This window comes from Actinoplanes sp. NPDC051494 (assembly GCF_044454705.1).
Classification (GTDB): Bacteria; Actinomycetota; Actinomycetes; order Mycobacteriales; family Micromonosporaceae; genus Actinoplanes.
In genome coordinates this window covers 143,514-155,455 of record NZ_JBITDZ010000013.1, presented here as the reverse complement: position 1 = coordinate 155,455, position 11,942 = coordinate 143,514, and the positions used below count along the sequence as shown (strand labels likewise).

Below are 11,942 nucleotides of genomic sequence, written 5' to 3'. Positions count from 1 at the left end.
ACCGGTTCAGGTAGTCCGACTCGCGTGGACGATGCCGCCGATGATCGCGGCGACCACCAGCACCCCGCCCGCCACGAGGGCGATCTTCCGGCGGCGCGTTCCGCGGAGTTCCTCCGGCGATGTCTGTTCCCGGTCCTGCGCCCAGAGGTAACCGCCGCGACCGTCGTTCTGATCAATACTCACTGCGGCCATTGTGCTGATCGGACCGCTGCTTCGCGACCCCGTTCGGCGGCCGGCCCGGGCTGGTCGGCGAGTTCGTCGAGGAGCAGGAGGTCGTGGCGGACCTGGCGGGCCCGGTAGCCGGCCCGGCCGACCATGTGCGCCGCCACCGGGGCGGTGCCCAGCTGGAAGACCGCGACCAGCAGCAGGGTGGTGATGTCGACGGTGTCGCGCAGGCGCAGGCCGCAGCCGAGCAGGACCAGTAGCAGGCCGAGGACCTGGGGTTTCGTCGCCGCGTGCATGCGCGACAGCAGGTCCGGGAAGCGGACGAGGGCGACCCCGGCCGCGAGGCTCAGCAGGGCCCCGGCGAGCAGGCAGACCGCCGCGGCGACGTCGAGCGCGGCGTTCACCGGGAGCCTTCCTCAAGGGAGTGGCCGGCCTCGGGAGCGGAATCGGCGGCGCCGGCCTGGCGGGTGGCGAAGCGGGCCACGCTGACCGAGCCGGTGAAGCCGAGGATGGACAGGACCGCGAGGATCGGCAGGGCGGTCGCGTCCCGGCTGAACGCCGCGACGCAGGCGACGGCCACGACGACGATGGCGAGCAGGACGTCCGTGGCGACGATGCGGTCCAGGACGGACGGTCCACGCAGGATCCTGATCATGGTCAGGGCCGTACCGGCCGCGAGCAGGACGGTGACGACGACAGCGACGACGGTCATGGGGAGACCTCCTCGGGGATCGGACGGCGGGTGGTGGACGCGGCGAGCAGGTCGCGGTCGGCGGTGGAGCCGAAGGCGTGCACGATGCGGGCTTCGAGGTCGAGCACGCTCTGCCGGAAACCGGCCGCCTCGGCCGGGTCGTGCAGGCCGAGGACGTGGACGTACAGGACGCCCTCGGCCCGGTCGACCTCGACGATGAGGCTGCCCGGCACCAGTGACAGCGCCTGCGCGGTCAGGGTGATGCCGAGGTCGGACGGCGCCCGCAGCCGTACGGCGATGACCGCGCTGCGCGGCACGTGGCCGAAGCGGAACGCCAGCAGTGCGATCTGGACGCTGGCCACGACGAGGTCGATCAGGAAGCGCCCGGCCAGGCGCAGCAGCCCGGGCAGGTTGACCCGCCCGGCGAGGGTGACCGGGGGCAGCGGGAAGACGGTCAGGATCGCGCCGGAGACGAGCAGCCCGCCGACGATGTTGACGGCGGTCGGCCGGCCCCAGAGCAGGACCCAGATGACGGTCAGCCCGGTCGCGGCGATCAGTTTGCGGATCATGGGGTCTCCTCGCCGAGGACGGCGTCGACGTAGCCGCTGCGTTCCATGAGGAAGCCGGCGGCCTGGTCGCTGATCTCGAACAGCGGGCCGGCCACCAGCGTGAGGCCCATGCCCAGGACGACGAGCGCCAGCGTCGGCGCCACCATCAGCTTGGGCAGCAGGGCACCGGACCGGTCGGGCATGGCCGGGTCGGGGGCGCGCCAGAACGCCAGGTTCCACACCCGGGCGATCGCGTACAGCGTGAGCAGGCTGGTCAGCACCCCGCCCCCGACCAGTGCCCAGGCCAGCACGCCGCCGTCGCCGGCGCCGGCCTGCAGCAGGCCGACCTTGCCGATGAAGCCGGAGAACGGCGGGATCCCGGCGAGGTTCAGCGCGGGGATGAGGAACAGCCCGGCGAGCACCGGGGACAGCCGGGCCAGGCCACCGAGTTTGTCCAGGCCGGTGCTGCCCCCGCGGCGTTCGATCAGCCCGGCGGCCAGGAACAGCGTGGTCTGGATCGTGATGTGGTGCACGACGTAGAAGATCGCGCTGGACAGGCCCAGCCGGGTGGCGAGCCCGACGCCGAACAGCAGATAGCCGATGTGGCTGATCAGGGTGAACGACAGCAACCGCTTGATGTCGGACTGCGCCACCGCGCCGAGGATGCCGACCACCATCGTGAGCAGGGCGACGACCAGCAACAGCGCGGCCGCCCGGCCACCGGGGAACAGCAGCGTCTCGGTGCGGATGATCGCGTACACGCCGACCTTGGTCAGCAGGCCGGCGAAGACGGCCGTGACCGGCGCCGGTGCGGTGGGATAGCTGTCCGGCAGCCAGGCCGAGAGCGGGAAGACGGCCGCCTTGATGCCGAACGCGAGCAGCAGCATGCCCTGCAGGATCAGGCGCAGGTCGTCGGGCAGCGCGTCGAGCCGTTCGGCGAGCTGGGCCAGGTTGAGCGTGCCGGTGGCGGCATAGACCAGCCCCAGCGCGGTCAGGAAGATCAACGACGAGACCAGGCTGACCACCACGTACGTCGTACCGGCGCGGATCCTGTTCTCCGTGCCGCCGAGCGTGAGCAGGACGTAGCTCGCGACCAGCAGGATCTCGAAGCCGACGTACAGGTTGAACAGGTCGCCGGACAGGAACGCGTTGGTGACACCGGCGGTGAGGATGAGGTACGTCGGGTGGTAGATGGACAGCGGTGTCTCCTCGTCGCCGTCGGCCATGCCCTGGCCGATGGAGTACACGAGGACGCACAGCGTGACCGCGGAGGACACCACCAGCATGAGCGCGGCGAGCTGGTCGGCGACGAGCGCGATGCCCACCGGCGCCAGCCACCCGCCGACGGCCACGACCAGCGGGCCGTCCGTGGTGGACAGGATGAGCAGCGCGATCGAGACGAGCAGTGTGCTGGTCAGCACGCTGAGGCTGACGGTGCGCTGGGCCCGGGGCTTGCCGGCCATCATCAGCGTGAGGGCGGCGCCGAGCAGCGGCATCACCACGGGCAGGGGGACGAGGAAGGTCATCGTACGGTCCCGGTGTCGTCGTGGTCGGCGGTGCCGGGACCCTCGTCCAGCTCGGCGAGCTGCATGATCCGGCGGTCCTCGACGTCGTCCTGCACCTCGTCGTGGCCGGACAGGGCCCAGCTGCGGTAGGCGAGGGCGAGCAGGAACGCGGTCATGCCCAGCGTGATGACGATGGCGGTGAGGATCATGATCTGCGGCAGCGGGTCGCTCATCGCGGCCTCGTCGGTGGTGCCCACGATCGGGGCGCCACCGGCCGTGCCGCCGAGCAGGATCAGCAGGTTGGCGCCGTTGCCGAGCAGGATCACGCCCATCACGATCCGGGTGAGGCTGCGTTCGAGCAGCATCGAGATCCCGGTCGCGAACAGCACACCCACGACGATCACGTACAGCAGGTTCGGGGTCATGAGGACACCTCGCTCTCGTACTGACGGTCCAGCTCCGCGCCGAGACTGCGGAGGATCTCCAGCACCAGGGCCACCACGATCAGGTAGACGCCGATGTCGAAGAACGTCGACGTGGCGAAGTGGACGTGCCCCAGCAGGGGCAGATGGAAGTCGAGCAGGGCGCTCTGCAGGATCTGGCCGCCGAACATCATCGAGACGGCGCCGCTGCCGACCGAGACGAGCAGGCCGGTGCCGAGCACCAGGCCGGCGTCGACCGGCGCGGCGGCGTTCAGTTCGAGGCGGCCGCCCGCGAGGTAGCGCACGGTCAGGGCGAGCCCGGCGACCAGGCCGCCGGCGAATCCGCCACCGATCGCGTTGTGCCCGGAGAACAGCAGGTAGATCGAGAACAGCACGATGGTGTGGAACATCATCCGGGCCACCACCTGCAGGATGATCGACTGCCGGCGGGCCTCGGGGTTGCCGGCCGCGGCGAGCCAGCCGTCCGTACCCGTCATGGTGGTCCGGCCGTTGCCCTGTTCGGCGCTGCGCCGGCGCAGGTTGCCGGAGCGGCGGAAGATCAGGCTGGCCACGCCGGTCGCGGCGACCACCAGCACGGAGATCTCGCCCATCGTGTCCCAGGCGCGGATGTCGACCAGGGCGACGTTGACGATGTTGTGCCCGCCGCCGTAGGAGACCGCGAGGTCCGCGAACTCCGTGGAGATCGGGATCGCCTGCCGCCCGCTGACCGCCGCGTACGCCATCGCCGCGGTGACGCCCCCGACCGCGACGGCGAGCACGTTGCGGATGCGCCGGCTGGCGGCCAGCGGGCGTGCGGAGAAATGCTCGGGCAGCCGGCGCAGGACCAGCACGAACATGACGATGGTGACGGTCTCGACGAGGAACTGGGTCAGTGCCAGGTCGGGGGCGCCGTGCAGGATGAACAGCACCGCGATGCCATAGCCGGAGACGCCGACCAGGATCATCGCGGTCATCCGGCGGCGGGCCCGGGCGGCGCACAGCGCGGCCACGACGATCGCGATCCCGGGTACGAGCTGGGTGGGCTCGTCCCACCACCGGATCCCGGCGGGCCATGGCGCGCCGGCCACCAGCACGGTGCCGCCGATGGCCACCAGCACCGCGAGGATCACCCCGACGTAGAACGGCAATGAACCCCGCTGGGTCGCACCGGTGACCTCCACCGCGAGCCGGTCGACACCGGTCATGACCGCCGAGTACGCGGACCGGCGCGCTTTTCTCTCCTTCGGCGCGCGGGGGAGCAGCCAGAACAGCAGCACCCCGCCGCCGACCGCCACCGCGGACAGCAGCAACGGCAGGCCGAACCCGTGCCACAACGCGAGGTGGTACGGGTGTTCCACGGCCGGATAGCCGTCGGCGTAGGAGCTGAGGACGGGGTCGAACAACGGCGCGGTGAATCCGGCCACCGCCAACAGAGCGGCGGGAACGACGAAAGCCCAACCCGGTCGCTTGAACGAGGTGCCTTCAACGCCGCGTTTAACCCAGAACGCGCCCCAGACGAAGCGCAGGCTGTAGGCGACGGTCAGGGCGGAGCCGGCCACGACCGCGACCAGGACGAACGGGTTGTCGAGCGACGCGAAGATCGCTTCCTTGCCGACGAAACCGGCCAGCGGCGGCAGCCCGGCCATCGACGCGGCGGCCAGCGTGCCGATCACCGCCACCGCCGGCGTCCGGGTGCCCAGCCCGCTGAGCTCGCGCAGGTCCCGGGTGCCGGTGGTGTGGTCGATGATGCCGACGACGAGGAACAGCGTGGCCTTGAACAGCGCGTGCGCGAGCAGCATCGCCGTCCCGGCCAGTGCCGTGTTGCGGGTGCCCGACCCGAGCACCACCGCGAGCAGGCCGAGCTGGCTCACCGTGCCGTACGCGAGCAGCAGCTTCAGATCGTGCTGGCGCAACGCCGCCCACGCGCCGGACAGCAGCGTGATCAGGCCGCCGACGACCAGCACCGGCTGCCACGGCAGCACGGTCGCGAACGCCGGGCCGAGCATCGCGACGAGGAAGATCCCGGCCTTCACCATCGACGCGGCGTGCAGGTAGGCCGACACCGGGGTCGGCGCGGTCATCGCGGCCGGCAGCCAGAAGCTGAACGGGAAGATGGCCGACTTGGACAGCGCGCCGAGCAGGATCAGTGCCACCGCCGTACCCAGATAGCCCGCGGACGGCGCCTCCATGGCGGCGATCTCCGACCAGCGGTACGTGCCGGCGTGCCGGCCGAGCATCACGAAGCCGACCAGCATGGCCAGCCCGCCCAGTGTGGTGACCAGCAGCGCCTGCATGGCGGCGCGGCGGCTCGGGCCGCTCTCCGGGTCGTTGCCGATCAGCAGGTACGAGAAGACGGTGGTGAGCTCCCAGAACACGTACAGCAGCAGCAGGTCGTCGCTGACCACGAGGCCGAACATGGCCCCGGCGAACGCGAGGAACACCGCGGCGAACCGGCCCAGCCCGCGGCTGCCCTCGGCGAAGTAGCGGGCGCTGTAGGCCAGCACGACCGCGCCGATGCCACCGACGATGACGACCATCAGCCAGCCCAGCGCGGACAGCCGCAGGGCCAGTTCGGCGCCGAGTTGCGGCACCCACGGGTACGTCTCGGCGGGCGGGCGCCCGTCGAGCACGCGCGGGGTCTGGGCGATGGCCCACGCGCAGCCGGCGGCGGGCACCAGCGCGAGGGCGTACAGGGCACGCCGCCCCCACGCGCGGACCAGCCCCGGTGCGAGCACCGCGGCCAGGGCATGGGTCATCAGTACGACAAGCAAAAGCGTGGGACCTTCCGGTGGATCAGGGCTCGATGAGCCCGGCGCGGATCGCGTATCGGGTGAGCTCCAGCCGGTCCCGCAGGCCCAGTTTCTGGAGGATGTTCGAGCGATGCCGTTCGACGGTCTTGTGGCTGATGTACAGCAGTTCGGCGATCTCCCGGGTGGAGTGGCCCTCGGCGACGAGCTTGAGGACCTCCTCCTCCCGGTCGGTGACCGCGCGGGCCGGGATGTCGGCGCCGTCGCGGGCCCGGGCCAGGTAGTCGCGCACCAGCGTGGTGACCGCCCCCGGGTACAGGAACGGTTCGTCGCGCATCGCCGCGTGGCAGGCCTCGACGAGGTCGCGGTCGGCGGCCGACTTGAGCACGTACCCGGCGGCGCCGACGCGCAGCGCCTCGAAGAAGTACTGCTCGTTGTCGTACATGGTCAGGAACAGGATGCGCAGGTCCGGGTGGCGGCGCGACAGTTCCCGGGCGGCCTGCAGGCCGGTCATCCGGGGCATGGCGATGTCGAGGATGGCGAGGTCGGGCGGGTCCACCCGGGCCAGCTGGACCGCCTCGGCGCCGTCGGCGGCCTCGGCGATCACGCTCAGGTCGGGCTCGTTGTCGAGGATCAGCCGTACGCCGCGGCGCACCAGGGCGTGATCGTCGGCGAGCAGGATGCGGGTGGTCATACGGCCCTCCCCGGGGACGTCACGCGCAGGTGGACCTGGGTCCCACCCTGGGGGCCAGGCCCGACCGTGAGGGTGGCGCCGACCAGCAGTGCGCGTTCGCGCATGCCGCGCAGTCCGGCACCGTCGGCGGCGCCGCCGATCCCGCGGCCGTCGTCGCGGATGAACAGCTCCACCGCGTCGCCGTCGCGGCGCAGCTCCAGCTCGGCGTTGCGCGCACCGGAGTGCCGCGCGACGTTGGTCAGGCCCTCCTGGGCGACCCGGTACAGCACCAGCTCGACGTCCACGTGGATGTCCGGCAGGTCCGGGGCGAGCTGCTTGCGCACGGCCAGGCCGGCGGTGGAGAACTCGCTGGTCAGCGCGCGCAGGGCACTGGCCAGCCCGAGCTCCTCGAGGACCCCGGGACGCAGCCGCCGGGCGATCCGCCGGATCTCGTCGAGGCTGTTGCGGGTGGTCTCCTGCACCTGGCGCAACTCGTCGCGTACCGGATCGGGGGCCTTGTCGGCGACGCGCTTGAGTTCCAGCAGCACCGCGGTGAGCGTCTGCCCGATCTCGTCGTGCAGCTCCTGGGCGACCCGGCGGCGTTCGGCCTCCTGCGCGGACAGCGCCCGGCCGGCGCTGGTGGCGCGCTCGGCCTCGAGCCGGTCCAGCATCGCGTTGAACGTGCTGATCAGCTCCGCGATCCCGGCCCGGCCGGTGACCTGCAGCCGGGTGCCGGGCCGCAGCAGATCGACGGTCGCCATGGTACGGGTGACCCGGGCCAGCGGGGCGAGCCCGAAGCGCAGCAGGGCGGCGTTGGCCACCAGCATCGCGATCAGCCCGGAACCCAGCACGAGGGCCTCGGTCAGGACGAAGTTCGTGGACACGGTCACCGGGCCGAGCAGCAGCCCCGCGGTCGCCACCAGCAGCACCGCGGCGTTCAGCGAGAAGATCCGCCAGAACAGCGTCACCCGTTGTCCCCTTTCGTCGGCCCGTCTGTCGTCGCCTACGAGCCTGCCCGGCCGGTGGACGAACGTCCATCCGTGCTGACCCCCATGTTGACGTGCCGTTATGGGGGTCGGCACGGATGGTGACCGGCGCCGCGCCGGGCCAACCTGGAAACATGACCATCGAGCGCACGGCCCTGCCGGGGGTCGGTATCAGCCATCTTGTCCGCACCCAGGCCCAGGAACGCATCGGGGTGATCAGTCACCTGACCGGGCACCGCGACCTGGTCGTCTACGACCCGGAGGACCCCGACCGGGCGCTGCGCACCATCGCTCTGGCCGACGACGAGGCCCGCGAGCTGGCCACCCTGCTGCGCGGCACCGGCACCGAGCTGATCGCGGACTGACCATGCTGCTCGTGACGCTGCTCAAGATCCTCGCCATCGGCCTGACCGTGGGCGCGGCCGGCCATCTGTTCGTCGCCCGCCACCAGCAGGTCCCCTGGTGGTCCACCGCGTTGTTCGGCATCGGCGCCGCGTTCCTCGGCACGGTCGTCGCCTCCGCGCTCGGGGTCCCCGACGACCACCCGTTCCACGGGGTCCGGGTAGCCCTCCAGGCGGTCTGCGCCGTGCTGGGCGTGGCGCTGGCGATCCTGCTCAGCCGGCGAGGGGGCCGAGCACGACCAGGGGGTCTCCGGGGGCGACCTGGGCGCCGGGCCGGCCGGGCACCGCGGTGACCACGCCGGCGGCCGGGGCGACGAGGCTGGTCTCCATCTTCATGGCTTCCAGGGCGACCAGCGGCTGACCGGCCTCGACCCGGTCGCCGACCGCGACCTCGACCTTCCAGACGTTGGCCACGAACGGGGCGTCGACGCGGACGCCGCCGTCGGGGACCTCGACCTCGACGGTCCCGGTGATGACGGTGGAGGCCGCCGCCTCGGCCCGGTCGAACTCGCCGGCGGCCTCCCAGCGGGACCGTTCGGCCTGGAACGCCTCGGCCTGGGTGTGCCGGAACGCCGCGATCGAGTCGGCGTTCGTGGCGAGGAACGCCTCGTGCTCGGCCAGCGCGAACGTGCCCTCGGTGATGTCGAGCGTGGTGCGGCCGGCGGCCAGGTCGGCGCGCAGGTCGAGGAGTTCCTCGGGGGAGACCGGGTACCAGCTGATCCGGTCGAAGAAGTCCAGCAGCCAGGGGTTCTGGCCGGGCGCCGGGTAGGGGCGCCAGACCTGGGTGGTGCGGCCGACGAACTGGTAGCCGCCGGGGCCCTCCATGCCGTACACGCACAGGTACGCGCCGCCGATGCCGACCGAGTTCTCCGCCGTCCACGTACGGGCCGGGTTGTACTTGGTGGTCACCAGGCGGTGGCGCGGGTCGAGCGGGGTGGCGACCGGGGCGCCGAGGTAGACGTCACCGAGGCCGAGGACGAGGTATTCCGCGTCGAACACCGTGCGGTACACGTCGTCGACGCCGGGCAGGCCGTTGATCCGGCGGATGAACTCGATGTTCCACGGGCACCAGGGGGCGTCGTCGCGGACCCCGGCCATGTAGCGCTCGATCGCCTCGCGGGTGGCGGGGTCGTCCCAGCTCAGCGGCAGCCGTACCCGCCGGCTCGGCACGGTCAGGGCGGACACCGCCGGCAGTTCGTCCTCGATCTCGGTGAGCAGGCCGAGCAACCGGGGGACCGGCAGGGCCCGCGGGTCGACGTGCACCTGCAGGCTGCGGATGCCGGGGGTGAGGTCGATGACGCCGGGGGTGTCGCGGTCGGTCAGCGCCTGGTGCAGGGCGTGGACCCGGGCGCGCAGGCCGAGGTCGAGCACGATGTCGCCGTACTCGATGAGCACGTTGTCGTCGCCGCTGCGGCGGTAGGTCACCGAGGGACGGCCGTCGCCGGGGTCGCGGCGCAGCAGCACGCCGTCCTCGTCCGGCGCGGACCAGCCACGCGGAGGGACCGGACGAACAACCGCGACGGGTACGAACGACAGCGTGTCCCCGGGCCGCAACTGCCCCAGCTTCCACCGGTCGCCGGTGACCACCGTGACCGGGCAGACGAACCCGCCCAGCGACGGTCCGTCCGGCCCGAGCAGGATCGGGGTGTCGCCGGTGAAGTCCAGCGCGCCGATCGAGTACGCGTTGTCGTGGATGTTCGACGGGTGCAGGCCGGCCTCGCCGCCGTCGCGCCGCGCCCACACCGGTTTCGGGCCGATCAGGCGCACCCCGGTCCGCGCCGAGTTGAAGTGCACCTCGAAGCGGGCGGCCAGGATCTCCTTCATGTCGGCGGGCGTGAAGAAGTCCGGCGCGCCGTGCGGCCCGATCGCGACCGTCAGCTCCCAGTGCGTCCCGAACTCCGGCGCCGCGATGGGCGCCGCGATGGGCGCCGCGATGAGCGCCGCCCCGGAGGCCTCGGAGACCCCGGTCCGCAGCACGTCGCCGGGCCGCAGCGCCCGCCCGCCGTGCCCGCCGAAGCCGCCGAGCGTGAACGTCGCCGCCGAGCCCAGGTACAACGGCACGTCCAGACCACCCGCGAACGTCACGTACGTGCGCAGCCCGGCACTGGCCGCACCGATGTCCAGCGTCGATCCGGCCGGCACCGTCAGGCGGGTCCACATAGGTACCTCGACGCCGGCGACGGTCACCGGGGCGGGCGCGCCGGTGACGCAGACGACCGTGTCGTGGGTGACGGTCAGGGCCGGGCCGGTGGCCGTACATTCCAATCCGGGTGCGTTGTCGTCGTTGCCCAGCAACCGGTTGCCGGCGCGCAGCGACCGGTCGTCCATTGCCCCGCTCGGCGGCACGCCGACCTGCCACAGCCCGAGCCGCCCGTCGGCGTCCTGCACGGTCGTCATCAGGCCGGGCCGGGTCACCGTGATGCGCGGTGACGGGTCGCCGACCTCGTCGAGCGTGGTCGTGTGGTGGGTGACGGCGGCGAACGACGGCAGCGCGGTGACCGCCCGCAGCAGGCCGAGGTTCACCTCGATGCCGTCGAACCGGGTGTCGCCGAGCGCGGTGCCGAGCCGGGCGATCGCGGCGTCCCGGTCCGCGGCGTGCACGACCACCTTGGCCAGCAGCGGGTCGTAGTGCGTGGAGACCTCGGTGCCGGTCTCCACCCAGCCGTCGACCCGCACGTCCGGGCCGGACGGCAGCTGGACCCGGGTGAGCCGGCCGGCGCTGGGCCGGAACCCGGCGGCGGGGTCCTCCGCGTACACCCGGGCCTCGATCGCGTGACCGCGCACCGGGATCGCGCCCGCCTCGAACAGGCCCGTTTCACCGGCGGCCAGCCGCAGCATCCAGGCGACCAGGTCGACGGCGGTGACCGCCTCGGTGACCGGGTGCTCGACCTGCAACCGCGCGTTGACCTCCAGGAACGACGCCTCCTCGCGGGCCGCGTCGTAGACGAACTCGACGGTGCCGGCCGAGCGGTACGACACCGACGCCGCCAGGTCCCGGGCCGCCGCGTGCAGCCGCTCGCGGACGCCGTCGGGCAGGCCGGGGGCGGGGGCCTCCTCGACGACCTTCTGGTGCCGCCGTTGCAGGGAACAGTCGCGGTCGCCGAGCGAGACCACGGTGCCCGCACCGTCGCCGAAGACCTGGACCTCGATGTGCCGGGCGTGCTCGACGTAGCGCTCGGCGAACACGCCGGTGGCGCCGAAACTCCGGGCGGCGAGGCGGGTGACCCGGTCGTACCCGGCGCGCAGTTCGCTCTCGTCGCGGCAGACGGTCATGCCGATACCGCCGCCCCCGCCGGTGGCCTTGAGCATCACCGGGTAACCGATCGCGGCGACCTCGGCCACCGCGTCGTCGGCGCAGGCGAGCAGGCCGGTGCCGGGGAACACCGGGACACCCGCCGCGAGCGCCGCCGCGCGGGCGGTGTGCTTCTGGCCGAAGACGCGCAGCTGCTCCGGGGTGGGCCCGGCGAACGCGAGCCCGGCGGCCTCGACCGCCGCGGCGAACGCGGCGTCCTCGGACAGGAATCCGTAACCCGGGTGCACCGCGTCGGCGCCGGTGCGGCGCGCGGCCTCGAGCACCGCGGGCACCGACAGGTAGCTCGCGGACGGGGCCGCCGGGCCGATCAGCACCGCCTCGTCGGCCAGGCGGGTGTGCGCGGCGCCGCGGTCGGCCTCGGCGAAGACCGCGACCGTGCGCAGGCCGAGCTCGCGCGCGGATCGGATGATCCGGCAGGCGATCTCGCCACGGTTGGCGACGAGCAATGTTCTCATCAGGCCCCGACTTTCGATTGACTGATAGAAAGTCAA

12 protein-coding genes are annotated in these 11,942 nt (G+C 72.4%); 2 read left to right on the top strand and 10 right to left on the bottom strand.

The features are described from left to right. Positions 1-6 precede the first annotated feature (6 nt). Genes ACIA6A_RS35005 through ACIA6A_RS34965 form a run of 9 tightly spaced genes read right to left on the bottom strand, consistent with a single transcriptional unit; the run spans position 7 to position 7,719 of the window. Positions 7-183 carry a hypothetical protein gene (locus tag ACIA6A_RS35005; protein ID WP_396102283.1) on the bottom strand — a complete coding sequence of 59 codons (177 nt, stop codon included), beginning with the start codon at positions 181-183 and terminating at the stop codon, positions 7-9. Continuing rightward, positions 180-569 (bottom strand): monovalent cation/H(+) antiporter subunit G, encoded by a 390-nt coding sequence (mnhG, locus tag ACIA6A_RS35000; protein WP_396102282.1) that lies wholly within the window; start codon positions 567-569, stop codon positions 180-182. Before mnhG ends, ACIA6A_RS35005 begins: the two co-directional genes overlap by 4 nt. Beyond that, entirely contained in the window at positions 566-877 is a 312-nt protein-coding gene (locus tag ACIA6A_RS34995) for a monovalent cation/H+ antiporter complex subunit F (protein ID WP_396102281.1), read from the bottom strand. The genes mnhG and ACIA6A_RS34995 overlap by 4 nt, the downstream gene beginning before the upstream one ends. Then, complete coding sequence (locus ACIA6A_RS34990; protein ID WP_396102280.1) at positions 874-1,425, bottom strand: Na+/H+ antiporter subunit E; 552 nt, start codon at positions 1,423-1,425, stop codon at positions 874-876. The genes ACIA6A_RS34995 and ACIA6A_RS34990 overlap by 4 nt, the downstream gene beginning before the upstream one ends. Next, positions 1,422-2,930, bottom strand: a complete 1,509-nt coding sequence (locus tag ACIA6A_RS34985; protein WP_396102278.1) for a Na+/H+ antiporter subunit D — start codon at positions 2,928-2,930, stop codon at positions 1,422-1,424. Before ACIA6A_RS34985 ends, ACIA6A_RS34990 begins: the two co-directional genes overlap by 4 nt. Continuing rightward, entirely contained in the window at positions 2,927-3,334 is a 408-nt protein-coding gene (locus ACIA6A_RS34980; RefSeq protein WP_396102277.1) for a Na(+)/H(+) antiporter subunit C, read from the bottom strand. The genes ACIA6A_RS34985 and ACIA6A_RS34980 overlap by 4 nt, the downstream gene beginning before the upstream one ends. Further along, on the bottom strand, positions 3,331-6,102 hold the full coding sequence (locus ACIA6A_RS34975; RefSeq protein WP_396102276.1) for a Na+/H+ antiporter subunit A: 2,772 nt from the start codon (positions 6,100-6,102) through the stop codon (positions 3,331-3,333). Before ACIA6A_RS34975 ends, ACIA6A_RS34980 begins: the two co-directional genes overlap by 4 nt. A 22-nt stretch (positions 6,103-6,124) precedes the next feature. Further along, a complete protein-coding gene (locus ACIA6A_RS34970) occupies positions 6,125-6,772 on the bottom strand; it encodes a response regulator (RefSeq protein WP_396102275.1) in 648 nt (215 codons plus the stop codon). Then, positions 6,769-7,719: a sensor histidine kinase gene (locus ACIA6A_RS34965; RefSeq protein ID WP_396102274.1), complete on the bottom strand. Its 951-nt coding sequence runs from the start codon at positions 7,717-7,719 to the stop codon at positions 6,769-6,771. The genes ACIA6A_RS34970 and ACIA6A_RS34965 overlap by 4 nt, the downstream gene beginning before the upstream one ends. Before the next feature lie 152 nt (positions 7,720-7,871). On the opposite strand from ACIA6A_RS34965, the gene ACIA6A_RS34960 reads away from it, so the two are divergent. Both ACIA6A_RS34960 and ACIA6A_RS34955 read left to right on the top strand, forming a co-directional pair. Then, on the top strand, positions 7,872-8,102 hold the full coding sequence (locus tag ACIA6A_RS34960) for a potassium transporter TrkA (RefSeq protein WP_396102273.1): 231 nt from the start codon (positions 7,872-7,874) through the stop codon (positions 8,100-8,102). Between the two features lie 2 nt (positions 8,103-8,104). Continuing rightward, positions 8,105-8,431 carry a GlsB/YeaQ/YmgE family stress response membrane protein gene (locus tag ACIA6A_RS34955; RefSeq protein WP_396102272.1) on the top strand — a complete coding sequence of 109 codons (327 nt, stop codon included), beginning with the start codon at positions 8,105-8,107 and terminating at the stop codon, positions 8,429-8,431. Here the strand turns inward: ACIA6A_RS34955 and ACIA6A_RS34950 are convergent. Beyond that, positions 8,352-11,906, bottom strand: coding sequence for a 5-oxoprolinase/urea amidolyase family protein (locus ACIA6A_RS34950; protein WP_396102271.1), 3,555 nt, complete (start codon positions 11,904-11,906; stop codon positions 8,352-8,354). The genes ACIA6A_RS34955 and ACIA6A_RS34950 overlap by 80 nt on opposite strands. Positions 11,907-11,942 lie beyond the last annotated feature (36 nt).